Source organism: Pseudomonas sp. D2002, from assembly GCF_013385735.1.
In the GTDB taxonomy this organism is placed as follows: Bacteria; Pseudomonadota; Gammaproteobacteria; order Pseudomonadales; family Pseudomonadaceae; genus Aquipseudomonas.
In genome coordinates, this window is record NZ_JACAPL010000003.1 from 347,026 (window position 1) to 369,101 (window position 22,076).

General features: G+C 61.4%; 25 protein-coding genes and 1 tRNA gene. 18 read left to right on the plus strand and 8 right to left on the minus strand.

Going from position 1 to position 22,076, the window contains the following annotated elements; genetic code table 11:
* Positions 1 to 22 precede the first annotated feature (22 nt).
* From HX783_RS04915 to HX783_RS04975, 13 genes are all read left to right on the plus strand, one after another.
* Complete coding sequence (locus HX783_RS04915) at positions 23 to 1,093, plus strand: putative urea ABC transporter substrate-binding protein (RefSeq protein WP_177016150.1); 1,071 nt, start codon at positions 23 to 25, stop codon at positions 1,091 to 1,093.
* Between the two features lie 12 nt (positions 1,094 to 1,105).
* Positions 1,106 to 1,921: an ABC transporter permease gene (locus HX783_RS04920; protein ID WP_177016151.1), complete on the plus strand. Its 816-nt coding sequence runs from the start codon at positions 1,106 to 1,108 to the stop codon at positions 1,919 to 1,921.
* Complete coding sequence (locus tag HX783_RS04925; protein WP_177016152.1) at positions 1,918 to 2,682, plus strand: ABC transporter ATP-binding protein; 765 nt, start codon at positions 1,918 to 1,920, stop codon at positions 2,680 to 2,682. The genes HX783_RS04920 and HX783_RS04925 overlap by 4 nt, the downstream gene beginning before the upstream one ends.
* Positions 2,679 to 3,404 (plus strand): urea amidolyase associated protein UAAP1, encoded by a 726-nt coding sequence (locus tag HX783_RS04930; RefSeq protein ID WP_177016153.1) that lies wholly within the window; start codon positions 2,679 to 2,681, stop codon positions 3,402 to 3,404. The genes HX783_RS04925 and HX783_RS04930 overlap by 4 nt, the downstream gene beginning before the upstream one ends.
* 9 nt (positions 3,405 to 3,413) lie before the next feature.
* Entirely contained in the window at positions 3,414 to 4,043 is a 630-nt protein-coding gene (locus HX783_RS04935) for an urea amidolyase associated protein UAAP2 (RefSeq protein ID WP_177016154.1), read from the plus strand.
* A gap of 257 nt (positions 4,044 to 4,300) precedes the next feature.
* Positions 4,301 to 7,924 (plus strand): urea carboxylase, encoded by a 3,624-nt coding sequence (gene uca, locus HX783_RS04940; protein WP_177016644.1) that lies wholly within the window; start codon positions 4,301 to 4,303, stop codon positions 7,922 to 7,924.
* Positions 7,925 to 7,952: 28 nt separating this feature from the next.
* A complete protein-coding gene (gene atzF / locus HX783_RS04945) occupies positions 7,953 to 9,725 on the plus strand; it encodes an allophanate hydrolase (protein ID WP_177016155.1) in 1,773 nt (590 codons plus the stop codon).
* A 51-nt stretch (positions 9,726 to 9,776) separates the two neighbouring features.
* A complete protein-coding gene (locus HX783_RS04950) occupies positions 9,777 to 9,989 on the plus strand; it encodes a cysteine-rich CWC family protein (protein WP_177016156.1) in 213 nt (70 codons plus the stop codon).
* A complete protein-coding gene (locus HX783_RS04955; protein ID WP_177016157.1) occupies positions 9,989 to 10,681 on the plus strand; it encodes a 16S rRNA pseudouridine(516) synthase in 693 nt (230 codons plus the stop codon). The genes HX783_RS04950 and HX783_RS04955 overlap by 1 nt, the downstream gene beginning before the upstream one ends.
* A gap of 304 nt (positions 10,682 to 10,985) precedes the next feature.
* Positions 10,986 to 11,870: an alpha/beta fold hydrolase gene (locus HX783_RS04960; RefSeq protein WP_177016158.1), complete on the plus strand. Its 885-nt coding sequence runs from the start codon at positions 10,986 to 10,988 to the stop codon at positions 11,868 to 11,870.
* Between the two features lie 185 nt (positions 11,871 to 12,055).
* A tRNA-Gly gene (locus tag HX783_RS04965) sits at positions 12,056 to 12,129 on the plus strand.
* Between the two features lie 204 nt (positions 12,130 to 12,333).
* A complete protein-coding gene (locus tag HX783_RS04970; protein ID WP_177016159.1) occupies positions 12,334 to 12,858 on the plus strand; it encodes a DUF3833 domain-containing protein in 525 nt (174 codons plus the stop codon).
* A 23-nt stretch (positions 12,859 to 12,881) separates the two neighbouring features.
* On the plus strand, positions 12,882 to 13,187 hold the full coding sequence (locus HX783_RS04975; protein ID WP_159954797.1) for a DUF6482 family protein: 306 nt from the start codon (positions 12,882 to 12,884) through the stop codon (positions 13,185 to 13,187).
* A gap of 34 nt (positions 13,188 to 13,221) precedes the next feature.
* Here the strand turns inward: HX783_RS04975 and HX783_RS04980 are convergent, their stop codons facing one another.
* The 4 genes from HX783_RS04980 to HX783_RS04995 form a co-directional block, all read right to left on the minus strand.
* On the minus strand, positions 13,222 to 13,515 hold the full coding sequence (locus HX783_RS04980; protein ID WP_159954796.1) for a DNA-binding transcriptional regulator: 294 nt from the start codon (positions 13,513 to 13,515) through the stop codon (positions 13,222 to 13,224).
* Positions 13,515 to 13,829 (minus strand): hypothetical protein, encoded by a 315-nt coding sequence (locus tag HX783_RS04985; protein ID WP_177016160.1) that lies wholly within the window; start codon positions 13,827 to 13,829, stop codon positions 13,515 to 13,517. Before HX783_RS04985 ends, HX783_RS04980 begins: the two co-directional genes overlap by 1 nt.
* 189 nt (positions 13,830 to 14,018) lie before the next feature.
* A complete protein-coding gene (locus HX783_RS04990) occupies positions 14,019 to 15,212 on the minus strand; it encodes an MFS transporter (protein WP_177016161.1) in 1,194 nt (397 codons plus the stop codon).
* On the minus strand, positions 15,209 to 16,372 hold the full coding sequence (locus tag HX783_RS04995) for an MFS transporter (RefSeq protein ID WP_177016162.1): 1,164 nt from the start codon (positions 16,370 to 16,372) through the stop codon (positions 15,209 to 15,211). The genes HX783_RS04990 and HX783_RS04995 overlap by 4 nt, the downstream gene beginning before the upstream one ends.
* 95 nt (positions 16,373 to 16,467) lie before the next feature.
* On the opposite strand from HX783_RS04995, the gene HX783_RS05000 reads away from it, so the two are divergent.
* From HX783_RS05000 to HX783_RS05020, 5 genes are all read left to right on the plus strand, one after another.
* Positions 16,468 to 17,361, plus strand: coding sequence for a LysR family transcriptional regulator (locus HX783_RS05000; protein WP_177016163.1), 894 nt, complete (start codon positions 16,468 to 16,470; stop codon positions 17,359 to 17,361).
* A 167-nt stretch (positions 17,362 to 17,528) separates the two neighbouring features.
* Positions 17,529 to 17,711: a type II toxin-antitoxin system HicA family toxin gene (locus HX783_RS05005; RefSeq protein ID WP_017736377.1), complete on the plus strand. Its 183-nt coding sequence runs from the start codon at positions 17,529 to 17,531 to the stop codon at positions 17,709 to 17,711.
* A gap of 23 nt (positions 17,712 to 17,734) precedes the next feature.
* Positions 17,735 to 18,145, plus strand: coding sequence for a type II toxin-antitoxin system HicB family antitoxin (locus HX783_RS05010; RefSeq protein ID WP_159954791.1), 411 nt, complete (start codon positions 17,735 to 17,737; stop codon positions 18,143 to 18,145).
* An 89-nt stretch (positions 18,146 to 18,234) separates the two neighbouring features.
* The gene (locus HX783_RS05015; protein ID WP_177016164.1) at positions 18,235 to 18,735 is read left to right on the plus strand and encodes a methylated-DNA--[protein]-cysteine S-methyltransferase; all 501 of its coding nucleotides are present in this window, start codon (positions 18,235 to 18,237) and stop codon (positions 18,733 to 18,735) included.
* Positions 18,736 to 18,849: 114 nt separating this feature from the next.
* A complete protein-coding gene (locus HX783_RS05020; protein WP_159954789.1) occupies positions 18,850 to 19,275 on the plus strand; it encodes a low affinity iron permease family protein in 426 nt (141 codons plus the stop codon).
* 53 nt (positions 19,276 to 19,328) lie between these two features.
* Here HX783_RS05020 and HX783_RS05025 read toward each other — a convergent pair whose 3' ends face one another.
* The 4 genes from HX783_RS05025 to HX783_RS05040 form a co-directional block, all read right to left on the minus strand.
* Positions 19,329 to 19,856: a DUF4142 domain-containing protein gene (locus HX783_RS05025; RefSeq protein WP_177016165.1), complete on the minus strand. Its 528-nt coding sequence runs from the start codon at positions 19,854 to 19,856 to the stop codon at positions 19,329 to 19,331.
* 119 nt (positions 19,857 to 19,975) lie between these two features.
* Positions 19,976 to 20,617, minus strand: coding sequence for a LysE family translocator (locus HX783_RS05030; protein ID WP_177016166.1), 642 nt, complete (start codon positions 20,615 to 20,617; stop codon positions 19,976 to 19,978).
* 54 nt (positions 20,618 to 20,671) lie between these two features.
* Positions 20,672 to 21,082: a fosfomycin resistance glutathione transferase gene (fos, locus tag HX783_RS05035; protein WP_177016167.1), complete on the minus strand. Its 411-nt coding sequence runs from the start codon at positions 21,080 to 21,082 to the stop codon at positions 20,672 to 20,674.
* Between the two features lie 18 nt (positions 21,083 to 21,100).
* Positions 21,101 to 22,024, minus strand: a complete 924-nt coding sequence (locus tag HX783_RS05040; protein ID WP_177016168.1) for a LysR family transcriptional regulator — start codon at positions 22,022 to 22,024, stop codon at positions 21,101 to 21,103.
* Positions 22,025 to 22,076 lie beyond the last annotated feature (52 nt).

Below are 22,076 nucleotides of genomic sequence, written 5' to 3' on the forward strand. Positions count from 1 at the left end.
CACGATCAACTGGAGAAACCCCATGCAACTACCGCGTTTACCCGCCTTGCTCGCCGCCGCCTTCGCCGCCGTGTTGAGCGTCCAGACCCAAGCCGCCGCCGCCAAAGACCACTTCAGTGTGTGCTGGACCATCTACGCCGGCTGGATGCCGTGGGAGTATGCCGGCAGCCAAGGCATCCTCGACAAATGGGCGAAGAAATACGGCATCAAGATCGACATGGTGCAGCTCAATGACTATGTCGAATCGATCAACCAATACACCGCCGGCCAGTTCGATGGCTGCACCATGACCAACATGGATGCCCTGACCATACCCGCCGCCGGTGGCGTAGACAGCACCGCGCTGGTGGTCAGCGACTTCTCCAATGGCAACGATGGCGTGGTGATCAAGGGCACCGGCAAGACCGTGGCCGACCTCAAGGGCATGAACGTCAACCTGGTGGAGCTCTCGGTTTCCCACTACCTGCTGGCCCGCGCGCTGGAGTCCGCCGACCTGACTGAAAAAGACCTGAAAGTGGTCAACACCTCCGACGCCGATATCGCCGCCGCCTTCAACACCAATCAAGTGCAGGCCGTCACCACCTGGAACCCGATGCTTTCCGAGATCAAGGCCAAGCCCGGCGTCACGCAAGTCTTCGACTCGAGCAAAGTGCCCGGCGAAATCATGGACATGATGGTGGTCAACACCCAAACCCTCAAAGACAACCCGGCCCTGGGCAAAGCCCTCACCGGCGCCTGGTTTGAAGTGGTGGCACTGATGAACGCGAAAAACGCCGCCAGCACCGACGCCCTGGAACACATGGCCAAGGCCTCCGGCACCGACCTCAAGGGTTTCCAGGCGCAACTGGACACCACCAAGCTGTTCGCCACGCCCAAGGAAGCCCTGGCCTTCGCCACCAGCGCGCAGTTGCCGGCGACCATGCGCAAAGTCGCCGAGTTCTCGTTTGAACACGGCCTGCTCGGCGAAGGTGCCAAGGACACCAGCGCCGTCGGCATGAGCTTCGCCAATGGCGTGACCAGCGGCGACACCGCCAACCTGAAGCTGCACTTCGACCCCCGCTACGTGCAGATGGCCGCCGACGGCACGCTGTAAGAGGACCCGGCCATGCGCCTGATCAACCGTCACCCGGAACGCTCCAGCCGCCTGTTATTGGTGATCCTGCCGTTCGCGTTGCTGCTGTTCGCCTACTTTGTAGGCTCGGCGGAGCGCCTGGCGGAAAACCCCAACGACAAGCTGCTGCCCAGCGCCATGCAAATGGGCGACGCCATAAAGCGCCTGGCGTTCAGCGCCGACACTCGCACCGGCGAATACGTGCTCTGGCAAGACAGCGCGTCAAGCCTGCGCCGCCTGGCCATCGGCTTAGGCATCAGCGCCCTCGCCGGCCTGTGCCTAGGGATTGCCGCCGGCACGCTGCCGCTGTTTGGCGCGCCGCTTTCGCCGCTGCTGACCGTGCTGTCGATGGTGCCGCCGCTGGCGGTCCTGCCGATTCTGTTCATCGTGTTCGGGCTGGGGGAATTGTCCAAGGTGATGCTGATTGTCATCGGCATCACCCCGGCCCTGGCGCGCGATCTGGAGCAGCGCGCGCGGGAAATTCCCGTCGAGCTGCTGGTCAAGGCACAGACCCTCGGCGCCTCCACCTGGACGCTGATGCTGCGTGTGGTGCTGCCGCAATTGCTGCCGCGCCTGCTGATCTCGCTGCGGCTGATGCTCGGCTCGGCGTGGTTGTTCCTGATCGCCGCCGAAGCCATCGCCTCCACCGACGGCTTGGGCTACCGGATTTTCCTGGTGCGCCGCTACCTGGCGATGGATGTGATCGTGCCCTACGTGGTGTGGATCACCCTGCTCGCCTGGCTGATGGATTGGGGCCTGAAAGCCCTCACCCGCCGTGCGTTCCCCTGGTACGAAGGAGCGCGCGCATGAGCTTTATCAGCGTCAACAATGTGTGGCAGCGCTACGGCGACCAAGTGGTGTTGGAAGGCCTTAACCTGCACGTCGACGAGGGCGAGTTTTGCACCCTGGTCGGCACCTCCGGTTGCGGTAAATCCACCTTCCTGCGCCTGCTGCTGGGCCAGGAAACCGCGAGCAAAGGCCAAATCCTGCTGGACGGCCAAGCGCTCGCCGCCGAGCCGGATGCCAGCCGTGGCGTGGTGTTCCAGCGCTACTCGGTGTTCCCGCATTTGACCGTACTCGACAACGTCGCCCTGGGCCTGGAGTTGCCGCGCGCGCCCTTACTCGGCCGGCTGTTCGGCAAGGCCAAACAGCAGGCCCGGGAACAGGCGGCGGCGTTGCTGCTCAAGGTCGGCCTCGGCCACGCCCTGGACAAATACCCGGCGCAACTTTCGGGCGGCATGCAACAACGCCTGGCCATCGCCCAGGCGCTGATCATGCAACCGCGCGTATTGCTGCTGGACGAACCCTTCGGCGCCCTCGACCCGGGCATTCGCAAAGACATGCACCAGCTGTTGCTGGAGCTATGGCGCGAAACCCGGCTGACGGTGTTCATGGTCACCCACGACCTCAGCGAAGGTTTCAGCCTCGGCACACGCTTGCTGGTCTTCGACAAAGTCCGCGTCGATCCCCACGCCCCCGGCGCCTATGGCGCCCGTATCACCTACGACATCCCTTTGAACAGCGCGCGCCGCAAAGCGCTCGCCGCCGAACTTGGAGCCATTGCCCAATGAACGATTCGACTCAACTGTTCCCACCATTCGCCGAAGAAATGCTGCCCGGCGGCGGCCACCGTTCCTTCGTGCTCAAGCGCGGCCAACTGCTGCGCCTCACCGACATTCGCGGCGGCGCCAATGTCAGCCTGACCCTGCTCAATGCCAACGAAAAAACCGAGCGCCTGAACCTGCCCGACAGCCTCAAATGCCAACACACCGCCAAGCTCACCCGCGGCCATTGCCTGTACTCGGACATGGGCCGCGTACTGGCCGCCATCACCGCCGACACCTGCGGCTGGAGCGACAGCATCGGCGGCGTGTTGTGTGCCGCCGAGGTGGCCGAGAAGTACGGCCAGGGCCGCTATCAGGAACTGCGCAACGGCTTTTTCCGCAACGGCACCGACAACCTGCTGGTGGAATTGGGCAAGTGGGGCCTGGGGCTCTCCGACCTGCTGATGACCCTCAACCTGTTCAGCCGGGTCAGCGTCGATGGCGACGGTGGTTTGCACTTTGAACCAGGCAATTCAAAAGCCGGTGATTACATCGAACTCTATGCGCCGATGGACACGCTGGTGGTGCTCACCGCCCTGCAACACCCGATGGACCCCAACCCTAACTACGCCCCGCAACCGCTGAAACTGAGCTGGATGAACGCCGACCCCAGCGTCGCCGAACACTGCCGCACGTCGCGCCCGGAAAACGAGCGCGGCTTTATCAACACCGACCGCCTGTTCGCCTGAGGAGCTGCCATGTCTATCGCACTGAAACAACCCGACGCCGCGGTGTACCGCGCGACCATTCCCGCCGGCGAGCCGTGGCTGATGGAGGTCAAGGCCGGCCAGACCCTGCGCATCCTCGACCTGGAGGGCAACCAGGCCGTCGACACCTTGTTCTACAGCCGCCAAAACCCCAAGGAACGCTACGACGTGCAGCGCACCTTGCGTCGGCAAAACCGCGTGTACCTGAGCACCGGCAGCGTGCTGTATTCCAACCTCGGCCAACCGATGCTGACCATCGTGGAAGACACCTGCGGGCGCCACGACACCCTCGGCGGCGCCTGCGCCCAAGAGAGCAACACCGTGCGCTACGCCCTGGAAAAACGCTACATGCACAGCTGCCGCGACAACTACCTGCGCGCCTGCGCCCACGATGGGCGCCTGGGCAAAGGTGACATCGGGCCGAACATCAATTTCTTCATGAACGTGCCGGTCACCGCCGATGGCGGGCTGACCTTTGAAGACGGCATTTCCGCGCCTGGCAAATACGTTGATTTGCGCGCCGAGATAGACGTGATCGTGCTGATTTCCAACTGCCCGCAACTGAACAACCCGTGCAACGCCTACAACCCGACCCCTGCGGAGTTATTGGTATGGAACTGAAAATGAAACGGTTGCGTAAGTGGTTGTTCGCCCTGTGCCAAGCCCGCGCCGGGCAGTGCCTGCACAAACACTGAAGATCAAATGTGGGAGCGGGCTTGCTCGCGAAGGCGGTGTGTCATCCACACATACATTTACTGAACCACCGCATTCGCGAGCAAGCCCGCTCCCACAGTTGACCTCTTTGAACTCCAGAGATTTGCGCCATGGACGACCCTGGCGCGTACCCCAACACGCGGGACGGCCCGCAGGGTTTTGCCATGTTCGAAAAACTGTTGATCGCCAACCGGGGCGCCATCGCCTGCCGCATCCTGCGCACGTTGCGTGAGCTGCACGTCAAGGGCATCGCCGTGTACGCCGAAGCCGACGCGGCCAGCCTGCATATCCAGCAAGCTGATGAAGCCTACAGCCTCGGTGAAGGCGCGGCAGCCGGCACCTACCTGGCGGTGGAAAAAATCCTCGCCACCGCCAAGGCCTGTGGCGCCACGGCCATCCACCCCGGCTACGGCTTTCTCTCGGAAAACGCCGCCTTTGCCGAAGCCTGTGAAAGCGCCGGTATCGCCTTCGTCGGGCCCACGCCCGAACAGCTGCGTGTGTTCGGCCTCAAACACACCGCGCGCGCCTTGGCCAAGCACCACCATATTCCATTACTGGAAGGCACTGAACTGCTCGACAGCCTCGACGCTGCGTTGTTGGCCGCCGACACGCTGGGCTACCCAGTGATGCTCAAAAGTACTGCCGGCGGTGGCGGCATCGGCATGCGCGTGTGCCGCAGCGCGGCCGAATTGAGCGAGTCGTTCGAGGCGGTCAAACGCCTGGGGCAGAACAATTTCAGCGACGCCGGTGTGTTTATCGAGAAGTACATCGAGCACGCTCGCCACCTCGAAGTGCAGGTGTTCGGCGACGGCGCGGGTGAAGTCATCGCCCTCGGTGTGCGCGACTGTTCCGTGCAGCGGCGTAACCAGAAAGTCCTCGAGGAAACCCCCGCGCCGAACCTGCCCGACGGCATGGCCGAGGCCTTGTGCGCGGCCGCCATCACCCTGGCCAAGGCGGTAAATTACCGCAGCGCCGGCACCGTGGAATTCATCTTTGACAGCGCCGACGGCCGCTTCTACTTCCTCGAAGTGAACACGCGGCTGCAGGTGGAACATGGCGTGACCGAGCAAGTCTGGGGCGTCGACCTGGTGCGCTGGATGGTGCAGCTGGCGGCGGGCGAAATGCCGCCGCTCAATACACTGGATTTGAACCCTCACGGCCATGCGATTCAGGCGCGGCTGTATGCAGAGGACCCGGGCAAGGATTTCCAGCCGAGCCCAGGCCTGTTGACACGTGTGGACTTCCCGGTGGCCGATGGGCTGCGGATCGACACGTGGGTCGAAGCCGGCTGCGAGATTGCGCCGTACTTCGACCCGATGATCGCCAAGCTCATCCGTTGGGCGCCGACCCGCGAGCAGGCGCGCCTGGGGTTGCATCAGGCATTGAGCGACAGCCAGCTCTACGGCGTGGAAACCAATCGCGACTACCTGCGCCAGATCCTGCTCGCCCCGCCCTTCGCTGGCGGCCGCCCGTGGACGCGTTGCCTGGAAGACCTGGTCTACCACGCCAACACCTTTGAAGTGCTGAGTGCCGGCACGCAAACCAGTGTGCAGGATTATCCTGGGCGCCTCGGTTACTGGGCCGTCGGCGTGCCGCCCTCAGGGCCGATGGACAGCCGGGCGCTGCGCCTGGGCAATCGTCTGCTGGGCAACAGTGACGGCGCGGCGGCGCTGGAAATCACCATGAGCGGGCCGCTGTTGCGCTTCAATTGTGCGGCGGTAATCGCCGTTACCGGGGCAGAAATCCCGCTGTTATTGAATGACCAGGCGGTGGCGATGAACACCGCGCTGCTGATCGAGCCGGGCGCGGTATTGAGCCTTGGCACACTCGCAGGTTCAGGTGCGCGCAGTTACCTGTGCCTGCGTGGTGGGCTGCAAGTGCCGGACTATCTGGGCAGCAAAAGCACCTTCACCCTCGGCCAGTTTGGCGGGCACGGCGGGCGGGCTTTACGGGCGGGTGATGTGTTGCATCTTTTGCCATTGGCAGACGCCAGCGCCGGGCAGCAGTTGATCGCCGAACCGCTGACGGACGTGCGCACGCTGCGGGTCATTTACGGCCCCCACGGCGCGCCGGAATACTTCCTGCCGGAGTACATCGACACCTTCTTCGCCACCCAGTGGGAAGTGCATTTCAACTCCAGCCGCACCGGCGTGCGGCTGATCGGCCCCAAGCCAGCGTGGGCACGCACGGACGGCGGCGAAGCGGGGCTACATCCGTCGAACATTCATGACAATCCCTATGCGATTGGGGCGGTGGATTTTACCGGGGACATGCCGGTGATTCTGGGGCCGGACGGGCCGAGCCTGGGTGGGTTTGTGTGCCCGGTGACGGTGATTGAGGCGGACTTGTGGCAGCTCGGGCAACTCAAGGCAGGTGACAAGATCAGGTTTGAACCTATCGATCTCAAGACCGCCCGCGATCTCGCCTTGAAATGGGATCAAATGTGGGAGCCGGGCTTGCCCGCGATGCAGGCGACTCGGTCTGTCAGTCAAACCGAGGTGATGCATTCGCGAGCAAGCCCGCTCCCACATTTGATTGAGTCGCCGGTGGTGTTGGAGATTGGGCAAGACGACACCCGCCTGGTCGCGCGCCTCGCCGGCGACACCCATTTGCTATTGGAAATCGGCGCGCCCGAACTCGATCTGGTGCTGCGCTTTCGTGCCCACGCGCTGATGCAAGCCCTGCAAACCCGCGCCTTGCAGGGCGTGATCGACCTGACCCCCGGCATCCGCTCGCTGCAAATCCACTACCAGCCCGAACAACTGCCCCTGGCCGATTTGCTGCCGCTGATCACCACCGAGTGGGCCGCCGTGTGCGCCACGCAAAACCTGCAAGTGCCCTCACGCATCGTGCACTTGCCGTTGTCGTGGGACGACCCGGCGTGTCAGTTGGCGATCGAGAAATACATGACCACCGTACGCAAGGACGCGCCGTGGTGCCCGAGCAACCTGGAGTTCATCCGGCGTATCAACGACCTGGCCAATCTCGACGAAGTGCGCCACACCGTGTTCGAGGCCAGCTACCTGGTGATGGGCCTGGGCGACGTCTACCTCGGCGCGCCGGTGGCCACGCCGCTGGACCCGCGTCACCGCCTGGTCACCACCAAATACAACCCGGCGCGCACCTGGACCGCTGAAAACTCGGTGGGCATCGGCGGTGCCTACCTGTGTGTCTACGGCATGGAAGGCCCGGGCGGTTATCAGTTTGTGGGGCGCACATTGCAGATGTGGAACCGCTATCGCGAAGTCGCGGCGTTTGACGGCAAGCCGTGGTTGCTGCGGTTCTTTGACCAGATTCGCTTCTATCCGGTGAGTGCGGATGAACTGGTGCAGATCCGCCGTGATTTCCCGCTGGGCCGCTTCGAGTTGAGCATCGAACACAGCCAATTGAACCTGGCCGATTACCAGGCGTTTCTGGCGCGGGAAGCGTCGAGCATCGGCGCGTTTCGTGAGCATCAACAGCACGCGTTCAATGCCGAGCGCGAGCGCTGGATCGCCAGTGGCCAGGCGCATTACGACAGCGAAGAACTGGCCGCGCCGCTGGGCGAAGCCACGCCGCTGCTGGCCAACGAGGTCAGCGTCGACAGCCCGATCGCCGGCAACCTCTGGCAGGTGCAGGTCGCTACGGGTGAGCGGGTAGCGGCCGGCGACGTGCTGGTGATTCTTGAGTCCATGAAGATGGAAATTCCGGTGGTGGCGCCCTTCGCCGGCACCGTGCGCGAGATCCCGGTGCAACCCGGCAGCGGCATTGGCGCCGGGCAACGGGTGGTGGTGCTGGAACGTGACTGACTTTTCTTTTTACACAGGCGGACAAGCCATGAATCTGCAACTGGACAACCTGCGCAATGCCTACCTCAGCGGCGACACCACGCCGCGCGAATTACTGCTGCAGTTGCGCGAAAAAGCCGCGCAGTTGAACCCCGATTATCACCTGTTTATCCACCTGCTCAGCGTGGCGGAACTGGAACCGTACCTGGCGGCATTGGACGCCCGTGAGCCGTCTGAACTGCCGCTGTTCGGCGTGCCGTTTGCGATCAAGGACAACATCGACCTGGCGGGCATTCCCACCACGGCGGCATGCCCGGCGTTTGCCTATGTGCCGCCGCGCAGCGCGACGATTGTCGAGCAGTTGATCGCCTTGGGCGCGGTGCCGTTGGGCAAGACCAACCTCGATCAGTTCGCCACCGGGCTCAATGGCAGCCGCTCGCCGTATGGCGCTTGCCCGAACAGCGTGCTGCCCGAGTACCCGTCGGGCGGTTCCAGTGCCGGCTCGTCGCTGGCCGTCGCCCTGGGCGTCGCGAGTTTCGCCCTGGGCACCGACACCGCCGGGTCCGGGCGTGTACCCGCCGCGCTGAATAACCTGGTGGGGCTCAAGGCGAGCAAAGGGCTGATCTCCACGGCGGGTGTGGTGCCGGCGTGCCGCACCCTGGATTGCGTCACCACCTTTACCCGCACCGCCCGCGAAGCCAGCCAATTGCTGGCGTTGACCGCCAAACTTGACCCGCTGGACGCCTACAGCCGCCAAAACCCGGCGTGGAATGACGCCTCGGCGTTTGGTGCACCGCGGCCGTTTCGCTTTGGCGTGCCGCGTACTCAGGACCTGGAGTTCTTTGGCAGCGACCAAGGCCCGCAGCTGTTCCAGCAGGCCATCGAGCGCTTGATTGCGCTGGGCGGCGAACCCGTCACGCTGGACCTGTCGCCCTTCCTCGAAGCCGCGCGGCTGCTCTATGAGGGACCGTGGGTGGCCGAGCGCTACAGCGTCGCCGGTGAACTGATGGCGCGTGAGCCCGAGGCGGTGCTGCCGGTGATTCGTGCCGTGCTGGCCAAGGCGCCAGCGGTGAGCGGCGTTGATACCTTCCGCGCGCAATACCGTCTGCAAACGTTAAAAGCGCACTGTGACCGCTTGCTGGATGGGCTCGATTGCGTGCTGACACCGACCATCGGTCGCCCGGTGACCCTCGAAGAACTGCGTGCCGAACCGGTGCTGCGCAACGCCGAACTGGGCTACTACACCAACTTCATGAACCTCCTGGACTACGCCGCCGTCGCCGTACCCAGCGGTTTCATGGAGAACGGGTTGCCATGGGGCGTGACGTTGTTTGGCCGGGCGTTTACCGATCAATACCTGCTGGGCGTGGCCGACGCGTTGCAGCGCCAGCAGCGTGCCTCGCTCAGCGCGCCGGCAGGCCCCGCCAGCCATGACCGCACGCGGTTGGTGGTGTGCGGCGCGCACCTGCAAGGGCTGGCGCTTAACGGGCAATTGCTGCGCCGTGGGGCGCGCTTGCTCGAGCGCACCCACAGCTCGTCTGACTATCAACTGTTCGCCCTGGCCGGAGGGCCGCCCTATCGGCCTGGCATGCTGCGCGTCAGCGAAGGCGGCGTAGCCATCGAGGTGGAAGTGTGGGAGCTGCCGAGCGGCGAACTCGGCTCATTCCTCACCGGCATCCCCGCGCCATTGGGGCTTGGCAAGGTGCAACTGGCGGACGGGCGCTGGGAAACCGGCTTCATCTGCGAACCCTACGGCCTGGCGGGCGCCGTGGACATCAGCCACTTCGGCGGTTGGCGCGGCTACCTGCGCAGCTTGCAATAGCGCGGCGGCGCTGTATCGTGCGGGGAACTGCGCGATACAGCACGAACCGACATGACCACACCAACCCTCTGCCCCGCCTGCGGTGCCCGCAACGACTGCACCTTGGCCAACCCGCGCACCGCCGATCAAGCCTGCTGGTGCTACAGCGTCACCATCGACCCGGCGGTGCTTGCAGCCCTGCCGGATGAACTGCGCAACACCGCTTGCCTGTGCCCACGGTGCGCTCAGGTGGAGGCGCAATTGCGTGGGGCTACGCCTAAGTAATGCGCGTTGATCGTTTCCTCAGCAACCTGCCGCGTTTCAACCGTCAGCAAGTGCGCCTGCTGTTGGTTGAGCGACGCGTGACGGTCGATGGCGTGGCCGTCAGCGATCCGCACCATGAAGTGCGCGAGTTCAGCCGTGTGTGCGTTGACGATGAGGTGCTGCAAGTCGGCAAACCGGCGCGCTATTTCATGCTGCACAAACCTCAAGGCTGTGTGAGCGCCACCACCGACCCGCAACACCCGACGGTGCTCGACTTGCTGGATGAGCCGGACAAGGGCGAGCTGCATATCGCCGGTCGTCTGGATTTCAATACCACCGGGCTGATGCTGATCACCAACGACGGCCAATGGTCGCGACGCCTGACCCAGCCGCAAACCAAGCTGCCCAAGGTTTACCGCGTGGAAACCGAGCAGGCCATCACCCCGGCGTACGCGGTGAGGTTTGCAGCCGGTGTGTATTTCGCGTTCGAAGACCTCACCACCCAACCCGCCGAGCTGGAACTGTTGGGCCCGAAGACGGCGCGGCTGAGCATCGTCGAAGGCCGTTACCACCAGGTGAAGCGCATGTTCGGGCATTTCGATAACAAGGTGATCGGCTTGCACCGCGAGCGCATGGGGGCTTTGGTGCTGGATGATTTGCTGGCGCCGGGCGAATATCGGGCGTTGACCGACGACGAAATCGCGCAAGTCTGACGACCGTTCGGCCGGTGATGGCAAAAAACCAGTTCGGCGCCTTGCGAGGTAGCACCTCTACTGCTTGAATCAAGACGTCAGCCAAATTATGACTGGCGAGTCGCCTATAACCTCCAAGAAACACCTTGCCGCGCCCGCGCTTGATCCACGGGCCTCTCAGGCAAACAGCCCGCCATAACAACAGCCGTCGGCCAACCGTCATCGGACCGGCATGGGCGCTCATCTTCCAGGCGTATGCCTACCTGTCATAAAGCTCGTGCAGAGTGATCTGCGCGCCCTACCCGCTTGCCAGGAGTCTTACGACATGAGGCCAGAAATCGCTGTGTTGGATATACAGGGTCAGTATCGGGTTTACACGGAGTTCTATCGCGCGGATGCTGCTGAAAAGACCATCATCCTGGTCAACGGCTCCATGGCCACCACGGCCTCTTTCGCCCAAACCGTGAAAAGCCTGTACCCGCAATTCAATGTGGTTTTGTACGACCAGCCCTACGCTGGCCGCTCCAAAATCCATAACCGCCATGAGCAGATGCTGACGAAAGAAATCGAAGGCCAGATTCTGCTGGAGCTTATCGACCACTTCGCCGCCGAACACGTGCTGTCGTTTTCCTGGGGCGGTGCGGCCACGCTGGTTGCCCTGGCCCATCGGCCCCGCCGCGTGGAAAAGGCAGTGATCAGCTCGTTCTCGCCGGTGATCAACGCGCCGATGCGCGACTACCTTGAACGTGGCGTCGATTACCTCGGCAACCTCGACCGCGACCGCGTCGGCCACCTGGTCAACAGCACCATCGGCAAGCACCTGCCGTCGCTGTTCAAACGTTTCAATTACAAACACGTGAGCAGCCTGGCCGAACACGAATATGGGCAGATGCACTTTCACATCAGCCATGTGCTTAACAGCGACCGCTTGTGCTACCTCAAGGCCGCCCGGCAGATCAATATTCCAGTGCTGTTTTTAAATGGCGAATGGGACGAATACACCAGCGCCGAGGATGCCAAGCTATTTGGCCAGCACGTGGCGAACAGCAGCTTCAGCACTATCCAGGCTACCGGGCACTTTCTGGACATGGAGCACAAGGCGGCCTGCCGCGACAGCCGTGACGCAGTGGTGGGCTTTTTGCAACCGCAGCGGCAGGTGAGTCGATTGCGTTATCACCAGGGCCAGACGCAGCATGCCTTTGCAATCTGAAGTCACCGCTCATGTGGGAGCCGGGCTTGCCCGCGATGCAGGCGCCGTGGTGGGTCAGTCACGGCCCGGCGATGCTATCGCAGGCAAGCCAGCTCCCACAGGAGCCTGGTGGATGCAACTCGCACATTTTTCGAAGAAAAACTTCAAATCCCGACGAACATCTGGTACAAAGTCAGCCGCTCTGAGCGGGTATAGTTTAATGGTAGAACAGTAGCTTCCCAAGCTTCCGACGAGGGTTCGATTCCCTCTACCCGCTCCACTCAGATTCAGCGCTTGCGTCAGGAAAGTTCTGACGCAGGATGCATAAAAAAACCGGCCCTTGGTGGCCGGTTTTTTTATGGGCGCGATTTGAAGAATTCACCGTTCGTCTCGCGCAAACCTGTACAAATTAATATTAATGTACAAGTATCAGTGACAAGCGTTGGCGCTTCGCCGCGCACCATCACGTTCACGGAATCTGGCCATGACACGTCTATTGGTTTCATTGTTGCTGGTGTTGAGTGTGAGCAGCTGCGGCAACGTAGGCGTCGATCATTACGCCGACCAGAAGCCACAACTGGACCTGGAGCGCTTCTTCAGCAAGCCCGTCAAGGCCTGGGGGATTTTCCAGAAGCGCTCGGGGGAAGTGGCCAAGCGCTTTGAGGTCAATATCGCCAGCCGACGCGAGGGCAACGCGTTGATTCTCGACGAACGCTTCCTCTACAGCGATGGCACGCGCCAACAGCGAGTGTGGACGCTGACACCGGATGGCCCGGGACGCTGGCGCGGTCGAGCGGGCGATGTGGTCGGCGAGGCGATCGGCGAAGTGGCAGGCAACGCACTGCGTTGGCGCTATCGTCTCAACCTGCCGGTGGACGGCTCGGTCTACGAGGTCAGCTTTGATGACTGGATGTACTTGATGGACGACGACACCTTGATCAACCGTTCCAGCATGACCAAGTTCGGCGTCGAATTTGGCCAGGTCACGTTGTTCTTCCGGCGCCAATGAATGGCTCACAGTGAGGCTGAATCATGAACTTGAAAATGCTGACCGAATTGGCCGTTAACGGCGAGGTACGCGAGCTGGAGTTGCTGTCGCTGGAGGGTGGCTTCTACATCGCGCGTGTCAGGCTGGATCATGCCGAGATGACGCTTTTGGACGATGTTGGCGAGCCAATGCGCATCGGCTCCACCACGCATTTGCGCAACCTGTTGCAACGGGTTCCGCCGTTTCCGTGCGTGCTGGTGCAACACTGTGTGCACGATGAAATGTGCGGTGTTCGGGAAGGGCCGATTGGTGCGTTGCGTGTTCCGTTTACGTTGGCAGCAACACACTGAAGCGCACCGACTGAATTGCCGAATCGTCAGTTGGTTACCTGTGCTCCAAGGCTGCCAATACGTGGCCCGGATCATTGTATAGAGCGCGCAATAACGCCCTTGCCGGCCCCTCTGGCTCACGCCGCCCTTGCTCCCAGTTTTGAAGCGTTCCCACAGGCACATCAATTGCCTTCGCAAAGCGTGCTTGTGACAGTCCCGTAGCCTGTCGAATCTCTTTGACCTTCAAGGCATCAACAAAAAACTCACGGGATGGTGGGCGCTCACCCCGAACAATTTCGTCCATTTGGGTCATGCTCTCGACCAGACGATTGAACAGTTTTTTCTCCATCACTCCCACCTTCGGTTTATTTCACTCAGGATTCTTTTTTCCGCCGTCGAAAGGTCATCTTTGACACCCTTTCGATAGATCAGGATCAATCTAATTTGATATCCCATACGGAGGTGGTAATAGATCACTCTGACACCACCACTCTTTCCCGTACCCTGCACAGCCCAGCGAATCTTCCTCAGACCATGGGTGCCCTGTATGACATCACCGGCAGTTGGATATTCGGCCAGAAATGCTTGGAACTCACCGTAGCTTTCCTCACTTAGAAGCGCAGCCAAGTCTTCTGTAAATGCGAGTGACTCGATAAATATCATACCCACGCCTATACGTCATTGGCGCATAGAAACTTTATTCTGCTCGCCTCCTATCACGCAACAGCCGCTCGTCACTCGTTGATAGGTATACGAAACCTGCGCCGGGATTGTTGAAGCGCAAACTCTACATCCGAGCAGCCTCTGCAATGACGTAGGACTGAACTGAGTTTTTCATCCGAAAAGAGACAATCAAAGTCCAGCCTCTATCCCCCGCCGCACCACCCACGCCAACGGCAACGTCACCAACAACATCCCCGCCAGCACCATCACCGCCACCGGTACACCCAGCGCATCCCCCACGCCGCCAAACACCACTGGTGCCAGCGCGCCGCCGCCAATCGTGCCGGTGTAGAACACCGCAAAGGCTTGCTCGCGCTTGCCTGCGCCTGCCAAGTCGGGCACTGCGCCGTACAGCACCGAAGACGTGCCGTTCAGCGCCAAGCCCAGCAGCGGCAACATCACCATCAAGCCACTCAACGGCAGGTACACGGCGGCGACGATCAGCAGCGCCGTGCTGGTTTCCGTCAGCCAGACGGTTTTCATCATGCCGATGCGGGCACCGAGGTAGCCGCAGAGCAATTTGCCGAACGCGCCGCCAATGAACAGCATCGTCAGCGCCAGGCCGATGCCGGCTGTTCCTGCGCCTTTGGCTTGCAGCAAAAATGGCAGAAAGGTCAGAAAGCCCATGCGCACAGCGCTGTCGAGGGTGCCGGTGAGGATCAGGGCGCGTAACCCTGTAACTGACCCCGTCCCACTGCGCGCCCTGGCTTTTTTTGTGACCCCGGATTCGGCAACCTGCGCAGGCACCAACCACCACAACAACCCCGCTGCCACCAAGCCAAGCAGCCCCAGCAACGTCGCACTGGCGCGCCAGCTGATGACGGTGAGTAGCAAGCCGACCAGACCCGGAATCAGGGTTTTGCCGATGTCGCCGGAGAAGTTGTACTGGGACAAGGCCTGCTTGACCCCGCCGCCGTCCTCATAAGCGTCGGTGATCATCGAGGAAGCCAGCGGGTGTTGGGTGCTGGCGCCCAACCCACCGAGCAGCAACGCCAACAGCAACATCACCAGCCCTGTGGCTTGCCCGACCAGTAAGTACGCCACACCCGCCAGCGCAGTGCCGCCGACCAGCAACGGTACGCGGCCCCAGCGTTTGGCGGCGCGGCTGGCCATGAGTTGGAACACGGCCATCATCCCGGAATAAGCACCGCGCAAAAGGCCGATCTGGGCGTAGGAAAGAGCGAACTGCGCTTGCCAGATCGGCAGCAGCACGTAGATCACGTCAGTCAGGCCATCGTGTACCGCATGGGCGCTGCAGCCGGCGATCAGCGAACGGCGGCGGCTGGACGTTTCGTTGGCAGGCAAGGCAACGGTGTCGTTCATGGCGTTTGGATCAGCTCAGGTTTAAGGGGCTTCCAGCCGGTCAGGGCGATCAGCAGGGTCAACACTTGAAATCCGATAATCAGCGCCACGCAGCCCGCCCAGCCCCAATGCTCCCAGATCAGCGCAGGGGCGATGGCACCGCAACTGCCGCCCAGGTAATAACACGTAAGGTAAACCCCCACCGCGCCAGATTTATTGTCACCGGCGGTGGCGCTGATGAAGGCATTGGCGGCGGCCTGGGCGAGAAACACACCAGTGGAACTGAGCGCCAAACCCACCACGATGCACCACAGCGACGGTGCCAGGGTCAGCGCCGAACCACTGACGCCGAGCACGGCGGCAACCGCCAGCAGTTCGGCGTGGGGCCGAGCTTTGCTGAGGCGACCTGCGACAGGAATTACGATCAAGGCCAGCAGGAACACCATGTAAAGCGTGCCCAGCGCCGCAGGCCCCAAGTTGAACGGTGGTAGGCCAAGGTACAAACCGGCATAGGTAAACGCCGCGACCTGGGAGAACAACACGCAAAATCCTACGGCGTACGCTGCCAGCAAAGGTTGGCGAAACACGCCTGAGGAAGAGACTTTGCGCCGCTCGCTTCGCGGCTGATTAGCGGGCAGCAGAAACTGAATAAACCCACCGACCATCAGGCTGAGTGCCGCCAGCAACTCAAAGGCTTCCCGCCAGCCGACATATTCAGTCATCACGCCGGTGACGAAACGCCCGGCGAACCCACCCAGCACAGTCCCCGCCACATAAAGGCTGGTGACCTCGGTCACCGTCGCGCCACGCCAACGGTCGCCGATGTAGGCCACGCTGGTGGCAAACACCACGGGTATCAACATGCCTTGCACAAACCGCCACACCAGTACTTGGGCAAAGCTGTCGGCGTAGGCGGTCATCAGCGCCGGCAGCGCCAACAACAGCGCGGCCACGGCGATCACTGAGCGCTGTTCAAAGCGCCCCGTCAGTCGGCTGACAAAGGGCGCAGTGATCGCCACGGCCAAGGTGGTGACCGTGATGCTCCACCCCGCTTCCTTGGCGCTGATATGAAACTGCGTGGCGAAGGTTTGCAGGATGCTCTGGGTCGCATAGAGATTCAGAAACGCCGCGCAGCCACACAGAAACAGGGCCAGGCGGGCACAATGCAGGCGCGCTCTCATGAAACCTCTCGTTTTATTTTGTACGGTCTTTATAGAATGGCCGACGGGTCTGAAACCAATACCGATTTCGAACCGATCAATACCCAAGGATCAGGATGCTCGACCTACGCAAGCTGCGTTACTTTCTGACGGTCGCCGAAGAATTGCACTTCGGCCGTGCTGCACTTCGCCTGCACTTGGCCCAGCCGCCGCTGACCCGGCAGATTTCTGCGTTGGAGACGGAGCTGGGCTTCAAGCTGTTTGATCGCACCAGCCGGACGGTGTCCCTCACCGCCCAGGGCCGTGCGTTCTTGCCCTACGCGCGCGGCGTGTTGGAGCAGGTTGAACTGGCGCAGGTGATCGCTGGCAAATTGGCGGCGGGCACCGCAGGCCAATTGGCACTCGGTTATGTCAGCTCAATCGCTTTATCGGACCTGTTCAGCCAGGCGATCCAGGCATTCGCCCAGCGGTTTCCCGATGTGCAGCTGACCTTGGTGGAGTGCGCCTCGGGCAGCCTGGGCGCGCAGGTGGCGGATGGACGGCTGGATATCGGGCTGAGCCGGCTGTTGCCACAAACCGCAGACGTCCACGCATTGTCGCTGGGTGAAGAGCGGTTAGTGGCGGCGGTGTCCAGTGACAGCCCGTTGGCCGCACTGGCCGACGTCAGCCTGGTCCAGCTCAATGCCTATCCGTTGATCCTGTTCCCGCCAGATTATGGGTCGGGGCTGAACCAGTCCATCGAGCAGCTGTACCGACACCACGGCGTGCCCCTGCGAGCCGGGCCGACCGGGCGGCAGATCACCTCGATCATTGCACTGGTTGCCGCCGGGCAAGGCGTGGCACTGGTGCCTGAATGTACGCAAAGTTTGATGAACAAGGGCGTGACCTATAAACCGATGATCGAAGCAGATGCCTGTGCGCAATTGCTGGCACTGACACCGGCAACCCGGAAAAGTGTATTGGCTGAAGCATTTCTGGCCGTTCTCGAGCAGGTTTTACACACCGCGTAACACCTCGAAAAACCCCGCAATACGTCTCTCCGGCGCCATTCCCAGGCGCTCATACACTTCATTCAACGCTTACCGTAACGCCGGTCATCGACCGTCGGTAGGTAGAGTGTTGATAATTTTTATTCAGTGGTTATAGTCACCACCAACACACACCACAAGGAGGTGTTGTGGATAGCCGATATTTGATAGGTCACATCGTTGCGGACGGCTGGTATCTGGTGCGCACCCGAGGCAGTCATCATCACTTCAAGCACCCGACAAAACCGGGCCTGGTGACGATTCCTCATCCAAAGAAGGACCTGTTGGACAAGACTGCCAAGAGCATTTTGAAACAGGCCCTGTTGAGCTGACCGTCCCCTGGAGGGCAATAAACATGCTTTACCCCATCGCAATTTCAACCGGTGACGAGGACCACGCCTGGGGCGTGGAAGTCCCGGATATTCCCGGCTGCTACTCAGCTGGCGATGACCTGGACGAGGCCATGGCCATGGCCCGGGAGGCCATCGAGGGGCATTTCGAGATCCTCGCGGAAGATGGCGCGCCGATTCCCACGGCGCAAAAAGTCACCTTGCACGCAGCGAACCCCCAATACGCCGGCTGCACCTGGGCTGTGGTGGACATTGATGTCACCAAATACCTGGGCAAAGCGCAGAAGCTCAACATTACCTTGCCGGGTTATCTGTTGAACCGCATTGATGAATATGTGCTGAACCACCCGGAAGAAAAAAGTCGTTCGGGGTTTCTGGCGTCCGCTGCGTTGAAAGTATTGCAACAGGACCGATGATCTGACCGAATTCAATCGCAAGAAACGTAGTTTCCAATTGAACAAGGTGCTCTAAATTCCAATACCACCCCACGCCAAGGAGCCCGATCATGCCCTATCAATACACGTTCATGCCCTCCCCCGTCGGCCAGCTCACCCTGGTGGCGCGCGACGGCAAGCTCAACGCCATCCTGTGGGAAAAAGAACGCGCCAACCGCGTGCCTTTGGGTGAGTTGCATGAAGCCAACGACAGCCCGGTGCTAGTGGAAGCCGAGCGTCAGTTGCGTGAATACTTCGCCGGCACCCGCAACCAATTCGAGCTGGAGCTGGACTTCACCGGCACCGCCTTTCAAAAACAGGTCTGGCAGGCGCTGCTGACTATCCCTTTTGGCGAAACCCGCAGCTACAGCCAGATCGCCCAGCAGATCGGCAACCCCAAAGCCGTACGCGCGGTGGGCGCTGCCAACGGACGCAATCCGATCTCGATCATCGCGCCCTGCCACCGGGTGATAGGTGCGTCAGGCGGGCTGACCGGGTTTGCCGGCGGTCTGCAAGCCAAGCAGTATTTGCTTGCACTGGAAGGCAAGGGCCAAGCGGAACTGGCGCTCTAAGGCGTGCGCGACAAAAACGTACAACTTTGTTCATCCGCTCAATTGTAAAAAGAAATTTCAATGCACGCCTGCGGTCCATAATTTCATCACCCACCTGAAAAGGAAAAAACGGTCATGAAATTCTCCGCAGTCTCCCAATCTCTGTCCCGCTGGGCAGGCAGTGCTCGGACGTTCTATGCGGCCGTTGCATTGATTTTCCTGTGGAGCCTGAGCGGGCCGTACTTCCACTACAACGACACCTGGCAGCTGATCATCAACACCTCGACCACCATCATTACCTTCCTGATGGTGTTCCTGATCCAGAACACGCAAAACCGCGACAATGACATCCTGCACATCAAGATCGACGAATTGCTGCGCGTCTCCAAGGATGCGCAGAACGCGGTGTTGAGCCTGGATGGCCTGGACCGCAAAGAGCTGGAAAAACTGCGTAACGAATACCGCAGCATTGGCGCCACCGGCAGCGTCAGCCTCAACAGCAGTTGCGGGGAAACAGTGGACGATGCCGTGCAGAACAAAACCGATCTGAACCAGGCATAAAAAAACGGCGGTTGGAAATCATCCAACCGCCGTTCTTGTTTCAAGTGCCGGCTTCAACCGTCGCCTTGATGACCTTTACCGTAGCTCGACGCCAGGGCGCGGGCTTTTTGCAAACGCTCTTCCAGCTTAGGCAGTGTCTCGTCCACCAAGGCTTTTATCTCTGGCACATCCGACGCCGCGCCTTCTTTCTTGAACAGGGCGATAGCGTCTTCGTTTTCCTTGACCTGCTGCGCGGTATAGGCGGCGTCAAACGAGTCGCCGTCCTTGAGTTCAGGCATCAGGGTTTCAGCCTTGTCGACGATCTTTTCGCGCGGCGCCACCGGCAGGTCGAGCTTCTTGGCAATCGCTGCCAAGTGCTGATTGGCCAGGGTGCGTTCGTTGATCACCTCAATGGTGTAATCCTTGATTTCCTGGGACGAGGTCTTGGCGTGGGCCATGCGACTGGTTTCGATATCGGCCATGCCTTTGGCCGAAGCCTGCTCGATGAATTCAGCAGGCGACTGGGCGAAAGCATTGCTGGCGCCGAGGCCCAGCAGCATCGCAAAACTGGCGGTGCGTAACCGGATAGCCATGCGGCTCATGATGGGTTCCTCCAGGGCAAAAATAGGTGCGGGGACATACACCCCGCCCTGAATTCGAATTTTCAGGGCGGCAAAGGTTTAGAAAAAACTTCCCAGTGCGACGAACGGTCGTGACCACATCAGGCCGGTTTGCTGCCAAAAAGGCCCGGCAACGCGTGTGCCAGGGCATTAATGGCGAAGCCGATAAACATCACGCCGCAGAGCTTGGTGATCAGGATTTCATGGCGCTGATACAGCGTGCGCACACGCTGGGCGCCCACCACGCCGATCAGAATCGCGTAGGCCAGCAGGCCGCCAATAAAGCTCAGGAAGATCAGCGACGGCAGCATCGCCCACGTCAGCAGCTCGGCACGGCTGGACAAAAGCGCCGTAAATGTCGCTACCGCTACGGGGTAAGCCTTTGGGTTGGTCAGGCCGAACAAGATGCCGTGCCAGAACGGATGCCGCGCCGCGCCCTGTGGCGCATCGCTGCTGCGACGCTGGGTGCGAATGGCGCGCCAGCCGAGCCAGAACAGGTACAAACCGCTGAGTACGCCGAGTACATCAAACGCACTGCTGCCCACTTCACGCGCGCCCACAATGGCGATCAGCGCGGTACTGCACCACACCACGTCACCGAGCAGATGCCCGCACAAAAAACCTGCCCCGGCGCGACGGCCGCGCGCAGCACCGATGCCGAACACGGCCAGCACGCCAGGACCCGGCGTAATCCCGTAGATAAAACCTGAAGCGAGGACGGCGAACAGCAAGGATGGGGTCATGGGCACGACTCTGACGGACGGTTGAGAGGTGCAGGGATTCTGCACGTTCTGGCGTTAAGGGTAAAACTTCATGCCTGCATAAGGCTTGGCACGACAGGCTTGCAGACGCGATGCCATGTCGCCCACATGGGCTTCGAGCTTGTGCCCATCGGGGTCGAGAAAATAGAACGAGGCGCCTTCACTGCGGTTGTCGCGCCACTCTTGCACCTTGGCGGCTCGCAGACGCTCCACCATAGCGGTGAAACTGCTGGCATCCGCCGTGAACGCGTAATGGGTGTATTCCGCCGCCGGTGCCGTCGGGCGCAAAGGGTCGAGCGACAAACACAGCCACAAACCGGGCAACGAGAGGTAGGCGCCGTTGTCCCACGTGGCGTCGAGCTGAAGTTGCAGCAGGTCATGATAGAAGCTGACGCTGCGGTTCAAATCGGTGACGGCAAGGGTCAGGTGGTTGAAGCCTGAGAGCATTTTGTGTTTTCCCTGTTATCAATGATCGCCGGACACTACAGCCTGCACCTGCCCCATCAACCACTGCAACCCTGAATCCCCGCCCCGCCGCGCATGCCACGCCAGCTCTACGGCAAACGATGGAATATGAAACGGCGGCGGCACGGCCAACAGGTGCTGCTGATCGATGTTGAGCAAGCCCCGCGATGACACCGTCAGAATCAGGTCGGTGCCCTGGATCAACTGCGGCGCCACGCCCCAATGCGGCAGGCTGATCGCCACATGGCGGCGCTCTCGAATAGCCGTCAACGCCCGCTCGATCTCCGGCGTGCCGCTGCCACGCATTTCCAGCAGCACATGCGGTCGCGACAGGTAGGTGGGCAGGTCGAGCACGCCACTGGCCGGCAGGCTGTGGCGGTCGACCAGGCAGGTGTAATGCTCCTCGAACAAGGGCGTGGTGCGCAGTTCGGCGGGCATGTCCGGGAACACGCCAGCGGCCAGGTCGAGGTCGCCATTGAGTACGCCGTCCACCATGCCTTCGCGGCTGGCCTGGATGATTTGCAGGTCGATGCCCGGGGCTTCGTGGCGCAGAATGCGAACCAACTCCGGTAGGAAAATCGCCGCGCTGTAGTCCGACATCGCCACGCGAAACCTGCGTTTGGTCGACGCTGGATCAAACCGGTTCGGCGCCAGCAGCGCCTGCACCTGGGCCAGAGCTTCCGTCAGTGGCGCCGCCAATTCCAACGCGCGCGCAGTAGGCACCAACGCGCCGCCCTGGCGCACCAGCAACGGGTCATTCAGTAAGTCCCGCAAGCGCGCCAACGCATGGCTGACGGCCGGCTGGCTCAAGTGCAGACGCTCAGCCGCACGGGTGACATGCTGCTCGCTGAGCAAGGCATCCAGAGTCACCAGCAGGTTGAGGTCGATGCGACGCAGATCATTCATCAGCTGCATGCTCAGCATAAGAACTTGGAATTTAAATTTGCGCGACGAATAGCCTAGAGTCCAGCAAAAC